The sequence below is a fragment of the Streptomyces sp. NPDC048277 genome (genome assembly GCF_040652235.1).
GTDB lineage: Bacteria > Actinomycetota > Actinomycetes > Streptomycetales > Streptomycetaceae > Streptomyces.
In genome coordinates this window covers 154,887-178,837 of the sequence record NZ_JBEZLQ010000024.1, presented here as the reverse complement: position 1 = coordinate 178,837, position 23,951 = coordinate 154,887, and the positions used below count along the sequence as shown (strand labels likewise).

Genomic DNA, 23,951 nt, shown 5'->3' with positions numbered 1-23,951 from the left:
TTATCAATCGTGGGTGCCTGGCGGGGGGGGGTGGGACGGTGGGGGGTGGGGGGTGTTCGGGTCCGGGCGGGGTTGGGGGGGGGTGGTGGTGTTTCACGTGAAACACCACCACCCCCGCACTGTTCAGATCTCCAGCTTGAAGCCCACATGTGAGGCAGTGAAGCCGAGTCGCTCATAGAAGCGGTGGGCGTCGGTGCGTGACTTGTCCGACGTCAGCTGCACCAACTGGCAGCCCTGACGGCGGGATTCGTCGATCGCCCACTCGATGAACCGGGTGCCCAGCCCTCCGCCGCGCTCGTCGGCGTGGATGCGCACGGCTTCGATGATCGAGCGGGTGGCGCCGCGCCTCGACAGGCCGGGGATGATCGTGAGTTGGAGCGTGCCGACGACTCGGCCCTCGCGCACGGCGACGACCAGCTGCTGGTTGGGGTCGGCGCTGAGCCGCTCCAGGGCGCTCAGATAGGGCGTGAGGTCGTCCGGTGACTCGCGTTGGGCGCCCAGCGGGTCGTCGGCGAGCATGTCGACGATGGCCCGGATGTCGTCGGCGACCGCGGCGCGTATCTCAAGATCTCCCATGCTCGCAGCCTATGCGGGCACGTTCAGCGACTCCACGACCCGGACCAGGGGAGCGAGCTCCGGGTTCCTGGCCGCCTCGTCGAGCGCCTCGCGCAGTGCGGAGTCATTGGTCGGGCGTGCCTCTTCGAGCAGCCGCAGCCCCGCCTCGGTGACGTTCGTGTAGATGCCGCGCCGGTCGGTCGGGCAGAGGTAGCGCTCCAGGAGGCCCCGGTCCTCGAGGCGTGTCACCAGCCGGGTGGTGGCGCTCTGGCTGAGGACGACCGCGTCGGCTACCTGCTTCATCTGCAGATGACCCCCTTCGTCGTCGTGCTGCCGGCTGAGGACGTCGAGCAGGGAGTATTCGCGCACGCTCAGGTCGTGCTTCGCCTGCAGGGCGCGCTCGATGTGCGCCTCGATCCTCCCGTGCAGCAGGGAGAGGGCGCACCAGCCCTGGGCGAGGGCGGTGAGTGCGGGGTCCGTCGCTGTCATTGGCGTTCTCCTCGGTCCCGGAGCGGCTGAGTCCAGGATAGAGCAGGTTCGCAATATCCCTCGCTTGCATATAGCCCGCGTCTGCAACTATTGTGGGCGCACGCTAAGCGCACTTGCAATCGTCTGGGAAGGTTGTCCTCCATGCCTCTCGCGCTTCTGGCCCTCGCGATCGGGGCCTTCGGAATCGGAACGACCGAGTTCGTGATCATGGGATTGCTGCCCGAGGTCGCGGGTGACTTCGGGGTCTCCATCCCCACCGCCGGCCTGCTCGTGACCGGCTACGCACTCGGCGTGGTCATCGGCGCCCCGCTGATGACCGTCCTGGGTACCAAGGTCCCGCGCAAGCGGATGCTGATGCTCCTGATGGGTCTCTTCATCGCCGGCAACCTGCTGTCCGCCGTGGCCCCCACCTTCGCCGTCATGCTGATCGGCCGTGTGGTCGCCTCCCTCGCCCACGGCGCCTTCTTCGGCATCGGCTCGGTCGTGGCGGCCGAGCTGGTCGCCCCGAGCAAGAAGGCCGGAGCCATCGCGATGATGTTCACCGGCCTCACCGTCGCCAACGTCGTCGGCGTACCGCTCGGCACCCTGGTGGGCCAGCACGTCGGCTGGCGTGTCACCTTCGCGGTCGTCGCCGCCCTGGGCGTCGTCGGCCTGGCCGGGATCGCCAAGCTGGTCCCCGAGCTGCCCAAGCCGGAAGGCGTGCAGCTGCGGCACGAGCTGGCCGCCTTCAAGAACACCCAGGTCCTGCTCGCCATGGCGATGACCGTCCTCGGCTTCGGCGGGGTATTCGCCGCCATCACCTACATCGCGCCGATGATGACCCACGTCGCCGGCTTCGCCGACGGCTCCGTCACCTGGCTGCTGGTCCTCTTCGGCCTCGGCATGGTCGGTGGCAACCTGGTCGGCGGCAGGTTCGCCGACCGCGCCCTGATGCCCATGCTGTACGTGTCGCTGAGCGCCCTGGCCGTCGTCCTCGCCCTCTTCACGTTCACCGCGCACAACAAGATCGCGGCCGCCGTGACCGTCGCCCTGATCGGCGCCCTGGGCTTCGCCACCGTTCCGCCGCTCCAGAAGCGCGTCCTCGACCAGGCGCACGATGCCCCCACCCTGGCCTCGGCCGTGAACATCGGCGCCTTCAACCTCGGCAACGCGCTCTCCGCCTGGCTGGGCGGCATCGTGATCGCCGCCGGCTTCGGCTACACCTCCCCCAACTGGGTCGGCGCCGCCCTCGCCGCGGCCGCCCTCGCCCTCGCCGTTCTGTCGGCCGCGCTGGAGCGCCGTGACAGCGCCCCGAGCGCCGTGGTCGCAGGCGGCACGCCCGCCGGGCAGCGGGCGTCGGTCCACCACTGAGCCGCCTGCGCCCCTCCCCGCACGTCAGCACCATCCAAGGAGAACCATGAGCACCACCACCGTCGCCCCGCTCACCGTCCAGGACGCCGAACTCCTGATCACCGAGGCCCGGAACGCCGCCGAGGCCGCCGGGGTCACCGTCAGCGTCACCGTCCTCGACGCGGGAGGCCATCTGCTCGCCTTCCGGCGGGACGACCGCGCCGTGCTGATCTCCGGCGAGACCAGCACCCGCAAGGCCTACACGGCGCTCCAGCTGAACGCCCCCACCGCCGACCTCGTCGACGCCGTCCAGCCGGGTGGTCTCTTCCACACCCTGCCCACGGCGCTCGACCGGCCGCTGCTCTTCATCGCGGGTGGTGTCCCCGTCCACCGCGACGGCCGGCTGATCGGGGCGATCGGCGTCGGCGGCGGCGCGCCCGACCAGGACCACGGCTTCGCCACCGGCGCCGTGCAGGCACTCGTCTGACAGCACCCCGCCCCACACGGAACGCCGGCTCCTCCAGGGAGCCGGCGTTCGCCCTACCGGTGGATCCTCAGCCCGCCGCCACCGTCAGCGGCGCGAACCGCCGTGTCCAGTCCCCCGGCAGATCCGTGATGCCGTACGTCATGACCGAGTTCATGGCGACGGAGGCCAGCCCGCGTTCCCTCACCCATGCCAGCAGTTCCTCGTGCCGGACGTCGATGTCGGTTCGGAGCGGGCGGTCGGTGTGGGCGGCGAGCGAGGTGATGAGGGACTTGGCCGTCTCCGTGTCGCGGGCGATCAGCGGACCGACGACATGGGTGTCCATGTTCGGCCAGGCGGCCGCGTACCCGACGATCCGGCCGTCGTCCACGGCCACCCGCAGCTGGTCCGAGAACGCGGGCAGCCTAGTGATGAGGGGTGTGCGGTCGGTCCCGAACACCTCCTCGTCCAGCCGGAGGATGGGACCGAGGTCATCGGCGGTGGCCGCCCGTGTCGCCACCCGAGGCTCGGGCCCGCCCGGCGTGAAGGGCCCGGACAGCATCTCCGAGCGCCCCGTGGTCTTGAACCCCAGCTCCTCGTAGAGCGGCCGCCCGTACGGCGTCGCATAAAGGGCCAGGGGAGTCGTCCCCATCGCCGAGACGATGTGCCGCATCAGCCGGCGTCCGATGCCCTGACGGGCATGCCGTTCGGCGACCAGGACCATGCCGATCGCGCCGAGATCCGGGCGCTCCCTCGGGCCGTACTCCGTGACGACACAGGCGGCGACCAGACCCCCGCCGGGTTCGTCGATGCCGTATCCCTTTCCGGACGTGAGGAGCAAACGCCACTTGTGTTCCTCACGTGGCCACCCTCGATCCTCGGACAGGTCGGCGCAGGCGGTCAGATCACGTGGCGTCAGTCGGCGAATGGGGAGTCCGGCGACGGAAGGAACGGAAGGAGTTGGCACGCAGGTCAGGCTGTCCGACCGGCACCCTTGGCGTCCACCTGTTTGGAGCCGGACGCACGCGCTTTTGGCCATGCGTGGCCCCGAGGGCAGCCCCTGGAAAGACGAGGGACGTTTCACGTGAAACAACGCCTATGGCTGCCGCCCGAGACCTCCTTGAGGGGCGGTGATCGCTTCCCTTTAGCCTCGGGTCCATGGCGAGACTTCATCTCTTCGATCTTGACGGCACATTGCTGCACGGCACCTCCGCCCCCGTGGAGATCTCCCGTCAACTCGGCCTGGAGGCCGAGGCGATGGATCTTGAGCGGGCCATTTCTGCGGGACGGATAGACCCGCCGGAGTATGCGGCGCAGGTGTACGCCCTCTGGACCGAGCTGACCGAGGCGCACGTGGCGGCTGCATTCGACGGTGCACCGTGGCTGGCCCGTATTCGGGACGTCTGGGCCCGGATCAGGGAATCGGGAGACTACTGCGCGGTGGTCTCGCTCTCGCCCTCCTTCTTCGTGGAACGACTGCTGGACTGGGGAGCCCATGCGGCTTTCGGATCGCGCTTCCCGGCGGTGCCGTTCGTCGAGCCGGTGGATCCGGCCGGAATACTCAGCGCTGCGGCGAAGGTGATCATCGCGGATCGTCTGTGCGAGCGGTTCGGGGTCGGTCGAGCGGACTGTGTCGCCTACGGCGATTCGATGTCGGACAGGGATTTGTTCGCTGCGGTTCCGGTCTCTGTGGCGGTCAATGCGGACGGACATCTCGCCGGTCTGGCGACGTACTCCTACACGGGCCGGGATCTATGGGATGCCTATGAATTGGCGTGCGCCGCCCGGTAATTGAGGGAATCGATGGTTCGCCCGATGCTGGATTCGTGGGGGAGGCAGGGGGGACTTGTGTGCGGGGCGGCGGCCGGTAGGGTCGACTCCGGTTCACGTTCGGGACGAGCCGTTCCGGCGGGAGTGACTGCGGCCCTTGTCACACTCTCGCCTTACTTGTCCGTACGCGAGGGCAGCACGGGTTCAATGTGGCCGTTGGCCACGGGCCGGACCGGGAAGAGCCAGCCGTCAACGGGGGAAAGCAAGCGCCTTCCGAGTGAGGAAGCACGCAGACCGACCGAAAGATGTTCGAGGCGAGGCACACCATGGACGCTCCGACCACCACGTCGGCGGGCAACGACGGGGGCAGCTGGTTCACGACGCCCCACTCCCAGCCCCCGGTCCAGCCCTCCGCCGAGCCACCGGTCGTGCCGCCGGCCGCTTGGCAGGAGGCGCCTCAGGGCGGCCGTCCCGCGCCCGCGGAGCCTCGGGAGCGAATAAGGCCGACAGAGGAGCCGACACGCCTCCAGGAAGGCACCCAGGCCCCGTACTCCGGTCCCGGGCAGCGTGTCCCCCCTCAGCGCAGCGCGCAGGCGGCCTCCCCGGACGCGGTCCGCATCCGCGGCACCATGGCCGAGATAGGTCCGATCGCGGACAAGGTCACCTCGTACTTCTACGCGCTGCTCTTCGTCCGCCATCCCGAACTGCGTTCCTTGTTCCCGGCCGCGATGGACACCCAGCGGGACCGGCTGCTGAAGGCGCTGCTCACCGCCGCCGAGCACATCGACAACACGCCCGTCCTGGTCGAGTACCTGCGGAACCTGGGCCGCGGCCATCGCAAGTACGGCACCCATGCCGGGCACTACCCGGCCGTCGGCGAATGCCTCATCGGCGCGTTGAGCAAGTACGCCTCGGCCGTCTGGGACCCGGAGACGGAGGCGGCCTGGGTGCGGGCGTACACGACCATGTCCCAGGTGATGATCGACGCGGCGGCGGTGGACGAGCTGCGCGCACCGGCCTGGTGGCACGCCGAGGTCGTCGCGCACGATCTCAGGACCGCGGACGTCGCGATCCTCACGGTCCGTCCGGACCAGCCGTACCCCTTCCTCGCCGGGCAGTACACGAGCCTGGAGACGCCCTGGTGGCCGCGGGTCTGGCGGCACTACTCCTTCGCTTCCGCGCCCCGTTCGGACGGTCTGCTCACGTTCCATGTGAAGGCCGTCCCGGCGGGCTGGGTCTCCAACGCGCTGGTGCACCGCGCCCGCCCCGGCGATGTCATCCGACTGGGCCCGCCCGGCGGTTCGATGACCGTGGACCACACGAGGAACAACGGGCTGCTCTGCCTCGGCGGCGGCACCGGCATCGCCCCCATCAAGGCGCTGGTCGAGGATCTTGCCGAACGCGGCTCGCGCCGCCCGGTCGAGGTGTTCTACGGTGCCCGCACCGATCATGACCTGTACGACATCGACACCCTGCTCCGGCTCCAGCAGAGCCACCCCTGGCTCGCGGTGCGAGCGGTCGTCGACCAGCAGGCGCACCTTCAGCTCCCCGACGCCATCCGTGCCTACGGCCCGTGGATCGAGTACGACGCCTACCTCTCGGGCCCGCCCGGCATGATCCGCAACGGGATCCACGCACTGCGGGACGTCGGCATCCCCGCGCACCGCATACGGCACGACTCGGTCGAGGAACTGGTCGTCGCAGGAGACTGAGCCGTCACCCGAGATCGGGTGCGTGCATGGCCCGCACGCCCTCGATGTTGCCGTCCAGATAGTGCCGGAGGGACAGCGGAACGAGGTGCACGGAGGCGATCCCGACACGGGTGAAGGGGACGCGTACGATCTCGTACTCGCCCGTGGGCTCCTCGACTTCGGGGCCGTGCCGCAGGGCCGGGTCCATGGACTCCAGCCGGCAGACGAAGAAGTGCTGCACCTTCACACCGGTCGCGCTGCCGTTGTCGCCGATGTGCTCCACCGTGTCCACGAAGCAGGGCACGACATCGGTGATCTTGGCGCCGAGCTCCTCGTGCACCTCGCGGTGCAGGGCGTCGACGACGGTGGTGTCCTCCGGCTCGACCCCGCCACCGGGAGTGACCCAGTAGGGATCGACACCGGGCTTGGTGCGCTTGATCAGGATCAGGTCATCGCCGTCCAGGAGAACGGCACGTGCGGTGCGCTTGACCACGGGTCGGACGGTCATGGGAGAAATGTGGCCCAGCTGGTTCCACGTGAAACATCGCGAAACGCCACCGTACGACCGCACCGAGTGAACCCGGACAACCGTGCTCAGCCCCAGTGTGTGGCCGCGTGGTGGAGCCACTCGTGTGCCCGTGCCACATGGGGCATGGCGAGTGTTCCGGTACGCACGACCAGAAAGTAGGTCCGCAGCGGGGGCACCGCGGGGTCGTGCAGCGCCATGACCTCGCCGCGTTCCAGGGCGGTCGTGCACAGATAGCGGGGCAGCACGGCAAGACCGGCACCGGCGACCGCACAGGCGAGGACCGCACGCAGATCGGGCACCACGACCGTGCCGGAGGCGGCCGGGCGGGTGTCGAACACGGAGCCCCAGTAACGCGAGACGAACGGCAGCGACTCATGGACCTCGACGACAGGAAGGTTCTCCAGGGCGGGTGCGCCCTTGTCGCGCACTGTCCCGGCGCCGATCTCCTCCGCCCAGCGCGGAGCGGCGACCAGCACATGCTCCTCGTCGCACAGTGCGGTGGCGGTGAGCAGGGCGCCGCGTGGCCGGGCCGTACTGATGGCCAGGTCGTGGTGTCCGGCGGAGAGGCCCTCCAGGGTTTCCTCGGCGTTCCCGAACGAGGCGCGCAGCGCGAAGCCCTGGCCGTCGTCCCCCGCTAGCTCTGTCAGGGCGGGCAGGGCGCGTTCGGCGGTGAACTCGGGCGGGCCGGCGAGGTGCAGGGTGCGCAGTGAGGATTCGTCGTCGAGGCCGCGTTCCGCTATCTCCACGAGGGCGTCGAGATGCGGGGCGGCTTTGTGGGCGAGTTCGTCGCCGATGGTCGTGGGTGTCACGCCACGGGCCTGCCGAAGGAAGAGCGGGCGGCCCAGCTGCCGTTCCAGGGTCCGGATCTGGGACGTCACGGCCGGCTGCGAGAGCCCGAGCAGCGCGGCGGCGCGGGTGAAGGAGCCGGCCCGGTGCACGGTCACGAAGGTGCGCAGCAAGGCCAGATCCATCGCACGCACTCCCCTTCGCCCTGCCCTTTTCCGAGCCCTCGGGCAGGTCCTCAACTATAAATAAGTCGATAGGTCTCTGTCGCTACAGTGATTGGACACTGACGCAGAGTCAACTAGCCTTGGTCGCGCGGTTCTTGGCGCGCGAGAACCGGGGGCGGTCCGAGCCACGAGGGGGGAGGCTCGGACCGTCCGTTATACGTAGCAGGGCCCGCGTGGACGTCCGTAATCCGGTCACCGGTCCGACTCGTCGAGCGCGCGGAGTACATCGGCCACCAGATCCTCGGGATCCTCCGCCCCCACCGACAGCCGGATGAAGCCCTCCGGCACGTCGTCCCCGCCCCAGCGGCGCCGCCGCTCGGCCGTGGAACGCACCCCGCCGAAGCTCGTCGCGTCGTCCACCAGCCGCAGTGCCTCCAGAAAACGCTCGGCACGTGCGCGTGAAGGCAGTACGAACGAGATCACCGAGCCGTAGCGGCGCATCTGCTGCGAGGCGATCTTGTGCGCGGGGTCCTCGGGCAGCCCCGGGTAACGCAGCCCGGTCACCTCGGGCCGCTCGCGCAGCGTCCGGGCGAGCAGCAGCGCGGTCGCGTTCTGCCGGTCCACCCGCAACTGGAGGGTGGCGAGGGAGCGGTGCGCCAGCCAGGCCTCCATGGGCCCGGAGATCGCGCCGATGATCTTGCGCCAGCGGCGGACGGCGGCCATGGCCTCCGCGTTCCGCCCGGCGACATACCCCAGCAGCACGTCCCCGTGTCCGGTGAGCTGCTTGGTGCCGCTGGCCATGGAGAAGTCGGCGCCCAGCGCCAGCGGCCGCTGGCCGAGCGGGGTGGCGAGGGTGTTGTCGACGGCCACGAGGGCGCCACGCGCGTGTGCCGCCCCGGCGAGCCGCCGGATGTCGCACACGTCGAGCCCCGGGTTGCACGGCGTCTCGATCAGCAGCAGTTTCGCCCCGTCCAGGACGTCCAGTTGGGCGTCGCCCGCGGTCGGCGCGGTGCGCACCTCGATGCCGTACGCCTCCAGCTGGGCGCGGACCAGGGGGAGCACCTGGTAGCCGTCGGAGGGCAGGACGACCGCGTCCCCGGCGCGCAGCTGGGAGAAGAGCACCGCCGCGATGGCCGCCACGCCGGATGCGAACACCAGCGTCTCGACGTCCTCGCCGGGCGCCTCCAACGCGCCGATGGCGCGCTCCAGATGGGTCCAGGTCGGGTTCTCCTCGCGGCCGTAGGCGTACGGGCCGCTCACCTCGCCCGGCAGATGGAAGTGCGCGGCGAACACCGGCCCGGGCAGGGTCGGCTCGTTCTTGACCGGCTCGGGCAGCCCCGCGCGGACCGCGCGGGTGCCCTCGCCCATGGCCGCGTCGCTCATGACACCGTTCCCTCCACTTCGTCGCGCACCGCGGCGAGGAGGCCCTCGCTCGCCGCCTCCACCATCTCAAGACACTCCTCGAAGCCGTCCAGACCGCCGTAGTACGGATCCGGTACGTCGAGGTCGTCGCCCGCGGCGGGATCGTACGAGCGCAGCAGCCGTACCTTGGCCGCGTCCTGCTCGGTGGGGGCGAGGCGGCGCAGGGCCTTGAGGTGGCCGGAGTCGAGGGCGATCACCAGGTCACGGCGGGCGAACCAGGACGCCTGGAACTGGCGGGCGGTGTGGTCGCCGTCGTAGCCGTGCTCCTCGAGCACGCGGACGGTGCGCGGGTCGGCGCTGTCGCCCTCGTGCCAGCCGCCGGTGCCGGCGCTGTCGACCTCGACGCGGTCGTCGAGCCCGGCCTCGGCCACGCGGGCACGGAAGACGGACTCGGCCATCGGGGAACGGCAGATGTTGCCGGTGCAGACGAAGCAGACGCGGTAGGTCATCGGATGCTCAGTCCGTGTCGGGAAGGATCATGTTCAGGGCCCAGGACACGATCGAGATGATCAGACCGCCCAGGACGGCCGTCCAGAACCCCTCCACGTGGAAGCTCAGGTTCAGCTTGTCGCACACCCAGGACGTCAGCAGCAGCATCAGCGCGTTGACCACCAGGGTGATCAGGCCGAGCGTGAGAATGAACAGCGGGAAGGTCAGCACCTTCACGATCGGCTTGACCAGGAAGTTCACCAGGCCGAAGACCAGGGCGACCAGGATCAGCGTCCAGGCCTTCTTGGCCGTGTTGTCGCCGGTCAGGGTGATCTTGTCGAGCAGCCACACGGCGACCGCCAGGGCGCCCGCGTTGGCGATCGTCTTGACTACGAAATTCTTCATGTGTCTGATCGTGGCAGAAGAGATCGGATGCAAATAGTGAGGCGAGGGCGACAACGGCGATGAAGGCATTCCGGCTGGACGAACTTGAGGCGGAACGCGCCGCCAACGACGGGGCCTACCTGCAGTTCCTGCGGGAGCGGAACATGTCGGTCGGCCTCTACGCCCTTGACGCGGGCGCGCACGACCCGCAGCAGCCGCACCACCAGGACGAGGTCTACTTCGTCGTCAGCGGCCGCGCCGCGATCACCGTCGGCATGGAGACCACGCAGGTGGCACGGGGCAGCGTGGTGTACGTGCCCGCCGGGGTGGCCCACAAGTTCCATCACATCAGCGAGGATCTGAGGGTTCTGGTCATCTTCTCTCCGCCCGAGGCCTGACTCCGGACCCCGGGGTTCCCTAGGGGAAGGGTCAGGGGAGGACAAGGGATCCAGGGCCCCCGTACGACCCCCTCGCGGCTCTAGCATCGAGTGCAGGACATCGCATCGTGCGGGACGCACGAGACCTACGTGCCGGAGCGCACGAGAAGGCGGAGGACAGGGCAATGCGAGAGATCTTCACAGGTCTGCCGTGGTGGGTGAAGTGGATCGCGGTGCCGGTCATCGCGCTGGTGGTGTTCGGCGGCCTGATCGGAGCCATCGTGGGCTTCCTGGCCTACCTGCTCTTCAAGTTGCTGATCTTCGTGGCGCTGGTCGGCGGACTGATCTACATCGTGCGGAAGTTCATGTCGAGCTCCTCGTCGAAGAGCGACTGGTGACGGCCGTGGGAATCGGTGTCCGGTAACAGGAATCGCCGGTTCCCTCGGGGGAGGGAAGTTTCCCGCACGGGCCGACTCGGAGCGGCGAAGGACGGTTAGAGTCGCTGACCCCCTCGCGCTCCGGGAGTGACCCTTGGCCACGCTTGACGCCGCCCCCGCACCCACGGACCATCCCGCACCACCCGCCCAACGCCGGTCCGGCACACCCCCGGTGCAGCGGCCGGCCGCCCCGGCCGACCCCGCACAGCCGCACTCGGCCACCCTCATCGGCTCCGTGCAGCGCGCGATGCGCCTGCTGGAATGCGTCGCCGGACGCGAACACGGCGCCCCCGCCAAACAACTGGCCCGCGAGACCGGCCTCGCGCTGCCCACCGCCTACCACCTGCTGCGCACCCTGGTCCACGAGGGCTATCTGCGCCGTGACAAGGGGCTGTTCTTCCTCGGTGACGCGGCGGAGCGGCTGAGCAGCAGCGGAGCGCAGCAGAAACGTCGCAGCGCGGTCGTCGACACCCTCGCCCACTGGCGGGATTCGCTCGGTGTGCCGGTGTACTACGCGATGTACCGGGACGGCGAGATCGAGATCATGTGCGTCTCCGACTCCCCGGCCATTCCGGCGGTCGAGGAATGGGCGGACTTCCGTGAGACCGGGCACGCGCACGCCATCGGCCAGTGTCTGCTCTCCCAACTGGACGAGGAGGTCCGCCGCGACCACCTCGACCGCTACCCCGTGCAGGCCCTCACCCCGTACACCGTCCGTGACGACCATGTGCTGCTGCGGCGCCTGGAGCGGACGCGGCGGATGGAACCGGTGGTGGAGCGTCAGGAGTACGCGCTGGGGACGGTGTGCGCGGCGATCCCCATCACCGTCGGCACGACGGCCGCCACGATGGCCATCTCCGTCCCTCTCCACCAGGCCGACCGGCTGCTGCCCGCCGCCCGGCGATTGCAGGCCGAGGTGGGACGGCATCTGGGCTCGCTGGCGATCGCTATCAGTATCTGAAAACTCACTCCTTGTGATCTCCTGTGTACGTTCAGCAAGATTTGACCACCATCAAAGGGGATAAAACCCGGCCAGTCGGTGTCATATGACGGGGTAGGCGATGCGCGAGTCCGTACAAGCTGAAGTCATGATGAGCTTTCTCGTCTCGGAGGAGCTCTCCTTCCGCATCCCCGTGGAGTTGCGCTACGAGACCTGTGATCCGTATGCCGTGCGGCTCACCTTCCATCTGCCCGGGGACGCACCGGTCACCTGGGCCTTCGGCCGTGAGCTGCTGATCGACGGGGTGGGCAGGCCGTGCGGGGAGGGCGATGTGCATATCGCGCCCGCTGACGCCGAAGTGCTGGGCGAGGTGCTGATCCGGCTTCAGGTCGGTGGCGACCAGGCGGTGTTCCGGTCCTCGGCGCCCCCGCTGGTGGCGTTCCTCGACCGCACGGACAAGCTGGTGCCGCTCGGCCAGGAGGGTGCGCTCGCCGACTTCGACGCCCATCTGGACGAGGCTCTGGACCGCATCCTGGCCGAGGAGCAGAGCGCCGGCTGAAGCGTTCCGGCGCGGGGCGCGAGCCGCTCCGCCGAGCCGCCCGAGGATGCGCAGGAACGCTTCAGCGCGGCCTCGGGCGGGTGCCGGAACGCTTCTCCTCACATGGGGGCCGCGATCGTCTCCTCACCGCTTCCGGCGCCGCCCCCGGCCGCCGCGCGCCGCGGCAGCTCCGGCCTCCACGGGTACGGCCGCCTCCCTGCCGGGCCGGTCGGCCGACACCACCAGGGCGGCCAGCAGGGTGGTGACCGGCACCGAGGCGACCAGGCCGATCGAGCCGACCAGGGTACGTACGACCTCCTCCGCCACCAGCTCGCTGTTGGCGACGGTCGACACGCTGCTCTGCGCGATCGAGAAGAGCAGCAGCAGCGGCAGTGCGGCGCCGGCGTAGGCCAGCACGAGGGTGTTGACGACGGAGGCGATGTGGTCGCGGCCGATGCGGATGCCGGCCCGGTACAGCCCGCGCCAGCCCATGGTCGGGTTGGCCTCGTGCAGTTCCCAGACGGCCGATGTCTGGGTCACCGTCACGTCGTCCAGGACGCCCAGCGAGCCGATGATGACGCCGGCCAGCAGCAGACCGCTCATGTCGATCGACGGGTACAGGCCGTGGATCAGGCCGGTGCTGTCGTCGGTGTTGCCGGTGAGCGCGGCCCAGTCGATGAACTCCGAGCCGAGGACGCCGATCAGGCACAGCGAGACCAGCGTGCCGAGCACCGCCACCGAGGTCCGGGCCGACAGCCCGTGGCACATGTACAGGGCGATGAGCATGATGGCGCTCGACCCGACCACCGCCACCAGCAGCGGGTTCGAGCCCTGCAGGACCGCGGGCAGGATGAACAGGGTCAGCACCAGGAAGCTCACGGCCAGCGCGACCAGCGCCATGACACCGCGCAGCCGGCCCACCACCACGACGGCGAGTGCGAAGATCCCGGCCAGCAGCGCCATCGGGAACTTCCGGTTCACGTCGGTGACGGAGTACTGCAGGTCCTTCGGCGCCGAGGGCTCGTAGGCGGCCACGACCTTCTCGCCCTGGTGCAACTGCCGTGACTGGTCGGGCTGCACGATCTCGGTGAACGTACGGCCCTTGTCCTTGCCGGTGTCGACGCGGACCGTGGCCTTCTTGCAGGTGCCGCCGTCCTCCTGCTGCGAGGAACCGCTCTGGGCGGTGGAGGTGTCGCCGATCGAGCCGCTCCCGGAGGCGTTGACCGACTTGCAGCTGAGCGAGACGACCTTGGTGACCGTCGCCTGCTGCGTCTGGCGGTCGAAGCCGACACCGGTGCGTTCGTGCGGCGGGGCGCCGCCCGGCCACAGCACCACCATGCCGACCACGACCGCGGCGGTGAAAGGGATGAGGATCGCCGCGATGACCTTGCGCAGGTGCTTCGAGACAGGCGTGGCGGGACCGTGGCTGTGGCTGTGCGAGTGACCGTGCCCGCCGCCGGACGCAGAGCCGGTCTGACCGGTGCCCTGGCCGGGTGAATGGCCGTGGGCATGGCCGTTGTCGCGGCTGTGGACATGGCCGCTGTCGTGGCCTTGGGCGGACCCGTGGTCGTGCTGCGGGCCCTGCCCGTGGTTGTGTCCGTCACCGGCACCATGGCCCCCGTGGCCGGGTCCGCCGCCCCGCGTGGCGCCGTTGCCGCGCCCTGGCTCGGGGGGTGGATAGGGGTGCTGCTGTGTCGAGGTCACCGCCCGATCATCGCAAGAACGGCAGGGGCCCTCTGTTCACCGCGCCCGAATTGACGCTAGCGTGGAGGCACCTTTGCACACGCGGGAGCTCGGAGCACCGGGCTGAGAGGGCGCTGACCTCCGTATTCGCGATGTTTCACGTGGAACGAGTGATGTTTCACATGAAACGCCGCCCGACGGAAGCCGCTGCGTCGACCGCTGAACCTGTTACCGGGTAATGCCGGCGTAGGGAGTAGGTCTCATGACCAACAAGGACGTACGCACGCCTGCCTTCAGTCAGGACGAAGCCCCCATCACGGGTGAAACGTCCCAGGAGGTCGGGAAGTCCATCGGCTGGCACAAGGGGTATGTCGAGGGCTCGCGCCCCGACCTGCGGGTGCCGGTCCGTCAGGTGCATCTCACCAACGGGCAGTCGGTCACGCTCTACGACACCTCCGGCCCGTACACCGATCCGCTCGTCGAGACCGACGTCCGCCGGGGCCTGCCGCCGCTGCGGGACAACTGGATCATCGCCCGTGGCGACACCGCCGAGTACGCGGGCCGGCCCGTCCGCCCCGAGGACGACGGGATCAAGCACACCTCGCCGCGCGGCGGTCTGCGCAACCTGGACGCGGTCTTCCCGGGCCGCCCGCGCCAGCCGCGCCGCAGCCGTGACGGCGAGGCGGTCACACAGCTCGCGTACGCCCGCCGGGGCGAGATCACCCCGGAGATGGAGTACGTGGCCGTCCGCGAGAACGTCTCCCCCGAGGTGGTCCGCGAGGAGATCGCGGCGGGACGGGCCGTGCTGCCGGCCAACGTCAACCACCCGGAGATCGAGCCGATGATCATCGGCAAGCGGTTCCTGGTGAAGGTCAACGCCAACATCGGCAACTCGGCGGTGACCTCCTCCATCGAGGAGGAGGTCGAGAAGATGACCTGGGCGACCCGCTGGGGCGCCGACACGGTCATGGACCTGTCCACCGGCCGTAACATCCACACCACCCGAGAGTGGGTGCTGCGCAACTCCCCCGTCCCCATCGGCACGGTGCCGCTCTACCAGGCGCTGGAGAAGGTCGACGGCAGGGCCGAGGAGCTGACCTGGGAGATCTACAAGGACACGGTCGTCGAACAGGCCGAACAGGGCGTGGACTACATGACCGTCCACGCGGGCGTGCGCCTGCCGTACGTCCCGCTCACCGCCAACCGCAAGACCGGCATCGTCTCGCGGGGCGGTTCGATCATGGCGGCCTGGTGCCTCGCGCACCACAAGGAATCGTTCCTGTACGAGAACTTCGAGGAACTCTGCGAGATCCTCGCCGCCTACGACGTCACGTACTCCCTGGGCGACGGCCTGCGCCCCGGCTCCATCGCGGACGCCAACGACGAGGCCCAGTTCGCGGAACTGCGGACGCTCGGGGAACTCAACCGGATCGCGAAGCGTTTCAACGTTCAGACCATGATCGAGGGCCCGGGCCATGTCCCGATGCACAAGATCAAGGAGAACATCGACCTTCAGCAGGAGATCTGCGATGAAGCTCCGTTCTATACGCTCGGCCCGCTGACCACGGACGTCGCGCCGGCGTACGACCACATCACCTCCGGCATCGGTGCCGCGATGATCGCCTGGTGGGGCACGGCGATGCTCTGCTACGTCACGCCCAAGGAGCACCTGGGCCTGCCCAACCGGGACGACGTCAAGACCGGCGTCATCACCTACAAGATCGCCGCCCACGCGGCCGATCTCGCCAAGGGCCACCCGGGTGCACAGGAGTGGGACGACGCACTGTCCGACGCCCGCTTCGAGTTCCGGTGGGAGGACCAGTTCAACCTCGCCCTGGACCCGGACACGGCCCGCGCGTTCCACGACGAGACGCTTCCGGCGGAGCCGGCCAAGACGGCGCACTTCTGCTCGATGTGCGGACCGAAGTTCTGCTCGATGAAGATCAGCCAGAGCATCACCGAGCGGTTCGGCGGTACGGCGGCTGACGGAGCGTCGCCCGAGGCGGTCGCGGAGGGGATGCTCCAGAAGTCCAAGGAGTTCGCGGCCGCGGGCAACCGGGTCTATCTGCCGATCGCGGACTGACCGCCGTCCGGGAAAGTGCGGGTGTCCGGCCTGCGCCCCCTGGCCGGGGGCGCAAGCCGGGCTATTCCGGCTGGTGTTCCGGGCCTCCGTAGTCCGGGCTGGTGTAGTCCGGGCTCGTGAAGCTCGGGCGGGTGGCGGGTGCGGCGCCGTCGTCCGTGCTGAAGCCCGGACGGCCGTAGCCGAGGCGCGGCATCCGGCCCGCCGGGCTCGACGGCGTCGTCCGGCGCAGTCCGGCCGTGCCGGGGTCGGCGGCCAGTGCTTCCCGCAGGAAGGGCAGGAGGCCGCGCTCCAGCAGGGCGTCCCGCCAGGCCTCCCGGGCCTTGGCCACCTCCCCGCCGGGTTCGCCGTAGGCTCCGGCCTCCAGCGAGGGGCTGTTGCGCAGAGCGGTGAGCAGCAGTCCCGCGCCGGCCATGAGGATGGCGGCCGCGGTCACGGCGCCGAACACCCAGCCCGCGGTGAGCATGGTCTGGGCGAACGCCGGGGCCGGGTCGATCATCTTCAGGACGTAGCCGACGAGCAGGAAGATCGCGGCGGCGGTGCCGGCGAGCACCGGCGCCAGGACCAGGGCGAGGGCGAAGCCCCCCGCTCCGGTGGTCTCGGCGGCCTCGCCGAGGGTGGTGGCGAGCCCCATCGCACCGCCCGGGCCCGGCTCCGACGAGCCGGACTCCTGGACGGTGGCCGGGGTGGACCGCGCGGGATTGCGCAGTTCCTCGCGGACCTTCACATAGTGCTGGTACTCGGTCGCCGCGGCCGCCGTGATGAGGCTGGTGGCGTTGAGCGCCATGGTGCGCAGCTGTTCGGTGTTCAAACGCTGGCCTATACCGGCCAGTTCGGGACGGTAAGGGGCGGAGCGCAGCGCCTCATCGAGGATCCGCTCGTATTCCTGGCGGTCCTCACTGAGCAGGTGCTGCGGAACGCTGTTCATGTGCATCCCCCGATGCTCCGTAGGGCTTGGGGCTCGCACGCCGGCGAGCCGTCGGGCAGAAACGGAGGGGAGCCTGCTACGGATAAACCGATGGTAGAGCCGTTAAGGCACGCGGTGACAGGGGGTTGCCGGAAATTGGGGGTGGCCCGCGTGTGACGCCGGGGGGATAGAACAGCCTGCCGAAGGCTCAGTTGTCCAGAGGAAGTTGCCTAACCAGCAGCTTTCCGGCCATGGTCACTCCGCCGTCCATGGCGATGGCGAGCCCCTCCGCGTAGACATGCGGACCTTCGACCACGGGGCCGGTGCCCTCCTGGTCCTCCTCGGAGCCGACTTCGCCCAGCAGATAGGGAATCGGGCTGTGTCCGTGAACAATCCGGGTGCCGCCGTACGTATCGAGAAGGGAACGGACGGCGTCTGCACCCCCTTCGTCACGGAAGGAGAAGCGCTTGGTGAACTTGCGGAAGAGATCCCATACCTCGTCCGCGTCATTACGGGTGATGGTCTCCCGGACAGTGTCGTTGACCGCCTCGATCGAGTCGCCGTAGTCGAGGTAGGCGGTGGTGTCGGAGTGCACCAGCAGATAACCGTCGACCTCCTCGACCGCGTCGAGGCGGGCCATCCACTGGAGGTGGTGGTCCTGGAGCCGGTCCATGTCGGTCTTCTGGCCGCCGTTGAGCAGCCAGGCCGCCTGGAAGGTGGCGGTGCCCGCGCCGGAGTTGACGGGGGTGTCGCCGAACCGCTTGGCGCCGAGCAGCAACAGCTCGTGGTTGCCCATGAGCGCCTTGCAGTAGCCGCCGGCGGCAGCCGCCTCCGCGGACAGCCGCATCACCAGGTCGATGACGCCGATGCCGTCCGGACCCCGGTCGGTGAAGTCGCCGAGGAACCACAGCCGGGCGGTGCCCGCGCACCAGCTGCCCTCGGCGTCGATCAGCCCCTGCTCCCGCAGGGCGGTGACCAGCTCGTCGTAGTAGCCGTGCACATCGCCGACGACGTACAGCGGGCCGGGGCCGACCGCGGTCTGCGCGACCGCGGCGGCGGCCGGTTCCACGGGCAGCTGGAGCGTGTCGCCGCGGTTGATGACCGGCAGGTCGCGCTGGGTGGGCGTGTACCCCTCCGGATAGTCCTCGGGGTACGCCTCGTCGAGCGGCGGGACGACGTCGCCGGGGTGCGTGCTGTCGGCGTACGAACCGGTCTCGTTGACGTAAGCGGGCACCCGGAAGTCGCGCAACGTCGCCGTCCGCTCCGTCTCGGGTCCCTGACCGGCCCCCTGAGTCATCAGACCCCTCCACCATCGCGCCGCATCTGCACCGCTTCGGACTGCCTGGTCGCAGCGGCCCGCGGTGTCGTGGGCCCATCATAGGAATGCCCGTCGCGCCGTGTGATGACCCAGGGGTGGTGAATCCGGGCGGGACTCCAGTTCAGCGCGGCATTCGCCCCGGTTGGGCAGGGGTTAGACCTCCCGCCGGTCACCTGCCGGCCGCCCTTCGACGACGATCGGCAGGTGCGCCGTCCGGCTCCGCGCGCGTTCGTGCTACTCCTCCTCCGGCGCCCGCGGCGGGCTGACCGTGGTGCGCTGCTGCCGTCGCTGGGAGGAGGTACGCACGATCAGTTCGGTCGGTATCACCTGCTCGACCGGCTGGTCCGACTCGACCCCCTCGATCGCGTCGATGAGCAGCTGGACCACCGCCGTTCCGATGCGGCGCGGTTTCAGGGAGAGCGTGGTGATGGGCGGTTCCGTGTTGGCGTACACGGTCGACTCGCTGCAGCACACCAGCAGCAGGTCGTCGGGGACGCGCAGCCCGTAGCGGCGGGCGGCGGCGAGCAGATCGGTGCCGTTGGGGTCGAAGAGGCCGTAGACGGCGTCGGGGCGGTCCGGGCGGGCGAGCAGCCGGTCGGCGGCGACGGCGCCCGCGCACGGGTCGTGCGCCGGGTAGGCCTCGTAGACCGGGTCCTGGCCGACGCGTTCGCACCAGCGCAGGTAGGCCGTGGTGGACAGATGGGTGTAGGTGTCCGTCGTCGTGCCCGTGAGCAGACCGATCCGGCGGGCGCCCGCGGCGGCGAGGTGGTCGAGGATGCCGAGGACGGCGGCCTCGTGGTCGTTGTCCACCCATGCGGTGACCGGGAGGGCGCCGGCCGGGCGGCCGTCGGAGACCACCGGCAGGCCCTGCCGGACCAGCTCGCTGACCACCGGGTCCTGGTCGGAGGGGTCGATGACGACCGTGCCGTCCAGGGCGACGTTCGACCACACGTCGTGGCGCGAGGTCGCGGGCAGGATCACCAGGGCGTAGCCGCGGGCGAGTGCGGCCGAGGTCGCGGCCCGCGCCATTTCGGCGAAGTACGCGAACTCGGTGAAGGTGAAAGGTTCATCCCCGTACGTCGTCACGGTCAGGCCGATCAGGCCGGACTTGCCCGTGCGGAGCGTGCGTGCGGCTGCCGAGGGGCGGTACCCCAGCCGGTCGGCCACCTCACGGACATGCCGCCGGGTGGCATCCGGGAGCCTGCCCTTGCCGTTCAGGGCGTCGGACACGGTCGTGATGGAGACTCCGGCGGCGGCGGCCACGTCTCTGATGCCCGCCCGGCCCGGCCGGCTGCCTCGCCGAGAGGTTTCCGCGCGGCTCACCTGGTGCTTCCCTGCTGCTGTCATGGCGAGCCGATAGTAGGGCTCATGCGGTGGGGTAGTGCGGACGCATATGCACGCGTTGACAGGCACGTTTCTGCAAGGTCAAAGAGGGTCAACTACCTTAGAAAGAAAGTCAGTTGAACGATCCAATGGTAAGACGTGACTTGTCCGCACGCATGGGCCTGCCAAGTGCCCGATGTCTCGAAGAGGTCTCAACTCACCTTCACGGGTGATGCGCGCTACGGCGCGAGCCACCGGCGCGTAGATATATGTAGGGCGCGCCCCCGATAAATGCGCCTTCGTACGGTGATGCCCGTGATGCCGGTGGGACGGATGGGGTCGGGCTTCCCGGCTCCTCAGGCACTCCGCGGCTGTACGCAACGGAGTCGAATCCTCATAAGGTGAGCAGTAATGGATGCCGGCGGCGCGGACGGTCCGCCGGTGGTCGCGAGGAGGACTGCGGTGAGCGAGACGAGCCCCAAGCTGCGCGCCGAGCTGGAGGGTATCCCCACCTACAAGCCGGGCAAGCCGGCGGCGGCCGACGGCCCCGTCGCGTACAAGCTCTCCTCCAACGAGAACCCGTATCCCCCGCTGCCCGGCGTGATGGAGTCCGTCACCGCGGCCGCCTCCGCCTTCAACCGCTACCCGGACATGGCCTGCACCGGGCTGATGAACGAACTGTCGGACCGCTTCGGAGTCCCGCTCTCCCACCTGGCCACCGGCACCGGTTCGGTCGGTGTCGCCCAGCAGCTGGTCCAGGCGACCAGCGGACCCGGCGACGAGGTGATCTACGCCTGGCGGTCCTTCGAGGCGTACCCGATCATCACGCAGATCAGCGGTGCCCGCTCGGTCCAGGTGCCGCTCACGCCCGGCGATGTGCATGACCTGGACGCGATGGCGGACGCGATCACCGACCGTACCCGTCTGATCTTCGTCTGCAACCCCAACAACCCGACCGGCACGGTGGTGAGGCGGGCCGAGCTGGAGCGGTTCCTGGACCGGGTCCCCGGCGACGTCCTGGTGGTGCTGGACGAGGCCTACCGGGAGTTCATCCGCGACCCCGAGGTGCCCGACGGTGTCGAGCTCTACCGTGAGCGGCCGAACGTCTGTGTCCTGCGCACCTTCTCCAAGGCGTACGGCCTCGCCGGGCTGCGCGTCGGCTTCGCCATCGCCCATGAGCCGGTGGCGGCGGCGCTGCGCAAGACGGCGGTGCCCTTCGGTGTGAGCCAGATCGCCCAGGAAGCGGCGATCGCCTCGCTGCAGGCCGAGGACGAGTTGCTCGGTCGGGTGGGCTCGCTGGTGTGCGAGCGGCAGCGTGTGGTCGAGGCGCTGCGCGCCCAGGGCTGGACGGTGCCCGAGACCCAGGCCAACTTCGTGTGGCTGCGGCTGGGGGAGCGTACGACGGCCTTCGCGCACGCCTGCGAGGAGCACGGAGTGGTCGTCCGGCCGTTCCCGGGCGAGGGCGTGCGGGTGACGGTCGGGGAGACCGAGGCGAACGACATCTTCCTGAAGGTGACGGAGGCGTTCCGCAAGGAGCTCTAGCTTCCGCGAGGCTTCACGCGTACGGGGTCGCACGGCCGGTGTCCGAGGCCGAGTGGCCCCGTACGTCTGTGTCGAGAGGGGACCGAACGGCTCATGTGCGACCCCCCTTCGAGTTCCGACAATCAGTGCGTCATAATGGCTTGTGAATGTGAATGCATTCACAAGCACGTCCTGTTTGCTCCGTGATGTACGTGACAAAAGGGGCGATGTGCCGCTGTACCGCGGCGATGTAAGGAGACTGACGACGTGGACATGGCTCTGGCGCCGGAGACGCTGGCGCGCTGGCAGTTCGGCATCACCACCGTCTACCACTTCCTGTTCGTCCCGCTGACGATCTCGCTGGCCGCCCTCACAGCCGGTCTGCAGACCGCATGGGTGCGCACGGAGAAGGAGAAGTACCTCAGGGCGACCAAGTTCTGGGGCAAGCTCTTCCTGATCAACATCGCGATGGGGGTGGTCACCGGCATCGTGCAGGAGTTCCAGTTCGGCATGAACTGGTCGGACTACTCGCGGTTCGTCGGTGACATCTTCGGTGCCCCGCTCGCCTTCGAGGCGCTGATCGCGTTCTTCTTCGAGTCGACCTTCATCGGGCTGTGGATCTTCGGCTGGGACAAGCTGCCCAAGAAGATCCACCTGGCCTGTATATGGATGGTCTCCATCGGCACGGTCCTGTCCGCGTACTTCATCCTCGCGGCCAACTCGTGGATGCAGCACCCCGTCGGCTACAAGATCGACAAGGCGAGGGGGCGGGCCGAGCTCACCGACTTCTGGGCGCTCCTCAGCCAGAACACCGCGCTGGCCCAGGCCTTCCACACGCTGTCCGCGTCCTTCCTGACCGGTGGCGCGTTCATGGTCGGCATCGCCGCCTTCCACCTGTTCCGCAAGAAGCACATCACCGTGATGAAGACCTCGCTGCGGCTCGGTCTGATCACCGTCGTCGTCGCCGGCCTGCTCACCTCGATCAGCGGTGACACCCTCGGCAAGGTCATGTTCAAGCAGCAGCCGATGAAGATGGCCGCCGCCGAGGCCCTGTGGGACGGCCAGAAGTCGGCGCCGTTCTCGGTCTTCGCCTACGGCGACGTGAGCAAGGGCCACAACACCGTCGAACTGTCCGTGCCGGGCGTGCTGTCGTTCCTCGCCGACGACGACTTCGGCTCGTACGTGCCCGGCATCAACGACACCAACAAGGCCGAGCAGCAGAAGTACGGTGCCGGCGACTACCGGCCCATCATCCCGGTCACCTTCTGGGCGTTCCGCTGGATGATCGGCTTCGGTATGGCGTCCTTCGCCATCGGCATCCTCGGACTCTGGCTGACCCGCAAGAAGTTCATGCTGCCGCAGCACCTTCGGGTCGGTGAGGACGAGGTGCCGAACCTGGTCCTCTTCAGGAACAAGACCCTCAGCCCCAAGCTCGGCAGGCTGTACTGGCTGGTGGCGATCTGGACCCTCGGCTTCCCGCTGATCGCCAACTCCTGGGGCTGGATCTTCACCGAGATGGGCCGTCAGCCGTGGGTCGTCTACGGCGTCCTGCAGACCCGCGACGCGGTCTCCCCCGGTGTCTCCCAGGCCGAGGTCCTCACCTCGATGATCACCTTCACCGCGCTCTACGCCATCCTCGCCGTCGTCGAGGTGAAGCTCCTCGTGAAGTACATCAAGGCCGGCCCGCCGGAGCTCACCGAGGACGACCTCAACCCGCCCACGAAGATCGGCGGCGAGGCCCGTGACGCCGACAAGCCGATGGCCTTCTCGTACTAGGCCGAGGGAGACGCAGTCATGGAACTTCACGACGTCTGGTTCGTCCTGATCGCCGTCCTGTGGACCGGCTACTTCTTCCTGGAGGGCTTCGACTTCGGGGTCGGCATCCTCACCAAGCTGCTGGCCCGCGACCGGCTGGAGAAGCGGGTGCTGATCAACACGATCGGCCCCGTCTGGGACGGCAACGAGGTGTGGCTGCTCACCGCGGGCGGCGCGACCTTCGCCGCCTTCCCCGACTGGTACGCCACGCTCTTCTCCGGCTTCTACCTGCCCCTGCTGGTCATCCTGGTCTGCCTGATCGTCCGGGGTGTCGCCTTCGAGTACCGGGCGAAGCGGCCCGAGGAGAACTGGCAGCGCAACTGGGAGACCGCGATCTTCTGGACCTCGCTGATCCCGGCGTTCCTGTGGGGTGTGGCCTTCGGGAACATCGTGCACGGCGTGAAGATCGACCGGCACTTCGAGTACGTCGGCACCGTCTGGGACCTGCTCAACCCGTACGCTCTGCTCGGCGGACTGGTGACGCTGACCCTGTTCACCTTCCACGGGACGGTGTTCACCGCGCTCAAGACCGTCGGGGACATCCGGGTACGGGCACGGAAGCTGGCGACCAAGGTCGGTCTTCTCACCGCCGTACTGGCACTGGCCTTCCTGCTGTGGACCCAGGCCGACAGCGGGGACGGCAAGAGCCTGGTGGCCCTGGTCGTGGCCGTCGTCGCGCTGGTCGCCGCCCTCGGGGCGAACCTGCGGGGCCGTGAGGGCTGGGCGTTCGCCCTGTCCGGTGTGACCATCGTGGCCGCCGTGGCGATGCTCTTCCTGTCGCTCTTCCCGAACGTCATGCCGTCGTCGCTCAACGGGGACTGGAGCCTTACGGTCACCAACGCCTCGTCGAGCCCGTACACCCTGAAGATCATGACCTGGCTGGCGGCCATCGCCACGCCGCTGGTGCTGCTCTACCAGGGGTGGACGTACTGGGTGTTCCGCAAGCGGATCGGTACGCAGCACATCGCGGCCGAAGCCGCGCACTGAGTCCGTCGGGGAGG

The 23,951-nt window shown here is 69.1% G+C and carries 24 protein-coding genes and 1 riboswitch; of the genes, 12 read left to right on the top strand and 12 right to left on the bottom strand.

What is annotated here, in order from left to right; genetic code table 11:
* Positions 1–123: 123 nt before the first annotated feature.
* Both AB0D85_RS39230 and AB0D85_RS39225 read right to left on the bottom strand, forming a co-directional pair.
* Positions 124–576: a GNAT family N-acetyltransferase gene (locus AB0D85_RS39230; protein WP_362331428.1), complete on the bottom strand. Its 453-nt coding sequence runs from the start codon at positions 574–576 to the stop codon at positions 124–126.
* A gap of 9 nt (positions 577–585) precedes the next feature.
* Complete coding sequence (locus AB0D85_RS39225) at positions 586–1,044, bottom strand: MarR family transcriptional regulator (protein ID WP_362331425.1); 459 nt, start codon at positions 1,042–1,044, stop codon at positions 586–588.
* A 141-nt stretch (positions 1,045–1,185) separates the two neighbouring features.
* On the opposite strand from AB0D85_RS39225, the gene AB0D85_RS39220 reads away from it, so the two are divergent.
* Together AB0D85_RS39220 and AB0D85_RS39215 are read left to right on the top strand one after the other, a co-directional pair.
* A complete protein-coding gene (locus AB0D85_RS39220; protein WP_362331422.1) occupies positions 1,186–2,394 on the top strand; it encodes an MFS transporter in 1,209 nt (402 codons plus the stop codon).
* A gap of 46 nt (positions 2,395–2,440) precedes the next feature.
* Complete coding sequence (locus tag AB0D85_RS39215; RefSeq protein ID WP_362331419.1) at positions 2,441–2,860, top strand: heme-binding protein; 420 nt, start codon at positions 2,441–2,443, stop codon at positions 2,858–2,860.
* A 67-nt stretch (positions 2,861–2,927) separates the two neighbouring features.
* Here the strand turns inward: AB0D85_RS39215 and AB0D85_RS39210 are convergent, their stop codons facing one another.
* On the bottom strand, positions 2,928–3,803 hold the full coding sequence (locus AB0D85_RS39210; protein ID WP_362331416.1) for a GNAT family N-acetyltransferase: 876 nt from the start codon (positions 3,801–3,803) through the stop codon (positions 2,928–2,930).
* A gap of 191 nt (positions 3,804–3,994) precedes the next feature.
* Here AB0D85_RS39210 and AB0D85_RS39205 point away from each other — a divergent pair, with 191 nt between their 5' ends.
* Together AB0D85_RS39205 and AB0D85_RS39200 are read left to right on the top strand one after the other, a co-directional pair.
* A complete protein-coding gene (locus AB0D85_RS39205; protein WP_362331413.1) occupies positions 3,995–4,627 on the top strand; it encodes an HAD-IB family phosphatase in 633 nt (210 codons plus the stop codon).
* Between the two features lie 284 nt (positions 4,628–4,911).
* On the top strand, positions 4,912–6,318 hold the full coding sequence (locus AB0D85_RS39200; RefSeq protein ID WP_362331410.1) for a globin domain-containing protein: 1,407 nt from the start codon (positions 4,912–4,914) through the stop codon (positions 6,316–6,318).
* A gap of 4 nt (positions 6,319–6,322) precedes the next feature.
* Here the strand turns inward: AB0D85_RS39200 and AB0D85_RS39195 are convergent, their stop codons facing one another.
* From AB0D85_RS39195 to AB0D85_RS39175, 5 genes are all read right to left on the bottom strand, one after another.
* Positions 6,323–6,805, bottom strand: a complete 483-nt coding sequence (locus tag AB0D85_RS39195; RefSeq protein WP_362331407.1) for an NUDIX hydrolase — start codon at positions 6,803–6,805, stop codon at positions 6,323–6,325.
* Between the two features lie 86 nt (positions 6,806–6,891).
* Complete coding sequence (locus AB0D85_RS39190) at positions 6,892–7,797, bottom strand: LysR family transcriptional regulator (protein ID WP_362331404.1); 906 nt, start codon at positions 7,795–7,797, stop codon at positions 6,892–6,894.
* A 231-nt stretch (positions 7,798–8,028) separates the two neighbouring features.
* A complete protein-coding gene (locus AB0D85_RS39185) occupies positions 8,029–9,159 on the bottom strand; it encodes a cystathionine gamma-lyase (protein WP_362331401.1) in 1,131 nt (376 codons plus the stop codon).
* Positions 9,156–9,647: a low molecular weight protein-tyrosine-phosphatase gene (locus AB0D85_RS39180; RefSeq protein ID WP_362331398.1), complete on the bottom strand. Its 492-nt coding sequence runs from the start codon at positions 9,645–9,647 to the stop codon at positions 9,156–9,158. Before AB0D85_RS39180 ends, AB0D85_RS39185 begins: the two co-directional genes overlap by 4 nt.
* Positions 9,648–9,654: 7 nt before the next feature.
* On the bottom strand, positions 9,655–10,032 hold the full coding sequence (locus AB0D85_RS39175; protein ID WP_362331395.1) for a phage holin family protein: 378 nt from the start codon (positions 10,030–10,032) through the stop codon (positions 9,655–9,657).
* Positions 10,033–10,091: 59 nt separating this feature from the next.
* Between AB0D85_RS39175 and AB0D85_RS39170 the strand changes: the two genes are divergently transcribed.
* The 4 genes from AB0D85_RS39170 to AB0D85_RS39155 all read left to right on the top strand — a co-directional run bounded on the left by AB0D85_RS39170 (position 10,092) and on the right by AB0D85_RS39155 (position 12,324).
* Positions 10,092–10,409, top strand: coding sequence for a cupin domain-containing protein (locus AB0D85_RS39170; protein WP_362331392.1), 318 nt, complete (start codon positions 10,092–10,094; stop codon positions 10,407–10,409).
* Between the two features lie 164 nt (positions 10,410–10,573).
* Positions 10,574–10,786 (top strand): DUF5326 family protein, encoded by a 213-nt coding sequence (locus tag AB0D85_RS39165; RefSeq protein ID WP_352221346.1) that lies wholly within the window; start codon positions 10,574–10,576, stop codon positions 10,784–10,786.
* A gap of 211 nt (positions 10,787–10,997) precedes the next feature.
* Entirely contained in the window at positions 10,998–11,786 is a 789-nt protein-coding gene (locus AB0D85_RS39160; protein WP_362331450.1) for an IclR family transcriptional regulator C-terminal domain-containing protein, read from the top strand.
* A gap of 100 nt (positions 11,787–11,886) precedes the next feature.
* Positions 11,887–12,324, top strand: a complete 438-nt coding sequence (locus AB0D85_RS39155; protein ID WP_362331388.1) for an SsgA family sporulation/cell division regulator — start codon at positions 11,887–11,889, stop codon at positions 12,322–12,324.
* A 123-nt stretch (positions 12,325–12,447) separates the two neighbouring features.
* Here AB0D85_RS39155 and AB0D85_RS39150 read toward each other — a convergent pair whose 3' ends face one another.
* Positions 12,448–14,007 carry a YibE/F family protein gene (locus AB0D85_RS39150; RefSeq protein ID WP_362331385.1) on the bottom strand — a complete coding sequence of 520 codons (1,560 nt, stop codon included), beginning with the start codon at positions 14,005–14,007 and terminating at the stop codon, positions 12,448–12,450.
* Positions 14,008–14,078: 71 nt separating this feature from the next.
* A riboswitch (TPP riboswitch) is annotated at positions 14,079–14,256 on the top strand.
* On the opposite strand from AB0D85_RS39150, the gene thiC reads away from it, so the two are divergent.
* Positions 14,249–16,069, top strand: a complete 1,821-nt coding sequence (gene thiC, locus AB0D85_RS39145; RefSeq protein WP_362331382.1) for a phosphomethylpyrimidine synthase ThiC — start codon at positions 14,249–14,251, stop codon at positions 16,067–16,069. Its footprint overlaps the riboswitch before it by 8 nt.
* A gap of 61 nt (positions 16,070–16,130) precedes the next feature.
* Here thiC and AB0D85_RS39140 read toward each other — a convergent pair whose 3' ends face one another.
* From AB0D85_RS39140 to AB0D85_RS39130, 3 genes are all read right to left on the bottom strand, one after another.
* Complete coding sequence (locus AB0D85_RS39140; RefSeq protein ID WP_362331379.1) at positions 16,131–17,000, bottom strand: hypothetical protein; 870 nt, start codon at positions 16,998–17,000, stop codon at positions 16,131–16,133.
* Positions 17,001–17,181: 181 nt separating this feature from the next.
* Positions 17,182–18,270, bottom strand: coding sequence for a metallophosphoesterase (locus AB0D85_RS39135; RefSeq protein ID WP_362331376.1), 1,089 nt, complete (start codon positions 18,268–18,270; stop codon positions 17,182–17,184).
* Positions 18,271–18,525: 255 nt separating this feature from the next.
* Complete coding sequence (locus AB0D85_RS39130; protein WP_362331373.1) at positions 18,526–19,638, bottom strand: LacI family DNA-binding transcriptional regulator; 1,113 nt, start codon at positions 19,636–19,638, stop codon at positions 18,526–18,528.
* 438 nt (positions 19,639–20,076) lie between these two features.
* On the opposite strand from AB0D85_RS39130, the gene hisC reads away from it, so the two are divergent.
* The 3 genes from hisC (at position 20,077) to cydB (ending at position 23,937) form a co-directional block, all read left to right on the top strand.
* Positions 20,077–21,156: a histidinol-phosphate transaminase gene (gene hisC / locus AB0D85_RS39125; protein WP_362331370.1), complete on the top strand. Its 1,080-nt coding sequence runs from the start codon at positions 20,077–20,079 to the stop codon at positions 21,154–21,156.
* A gap of 246 nt (positions 21,157–21,402) precedes the next feature.
* Positions 21,403–22,911, top strand: a complete 1,509-nt coding sequence (locus AB0D85_RS39120) for a cytochrome ubiquinol oxidase subunit I (protein WP_362331367.1) — start codon at positions 21,403–21,405, stop codon at positions 22,909–22,911.
* Between the two features lie 18 nt (positions 22,912–22,929).
* Entirely contained in the window at positions 22,930–23,937 is a 1,008-nt protein-coding gene (cydB, locus tag AB0D85_RS39115; RefSeq protein WP_362331364.1) for a cytochrome d ubiquinol oxidase subunit II, read from the top strand.
* Positions 23,938–23,951 lie beyond the last annotated feature (14 nt).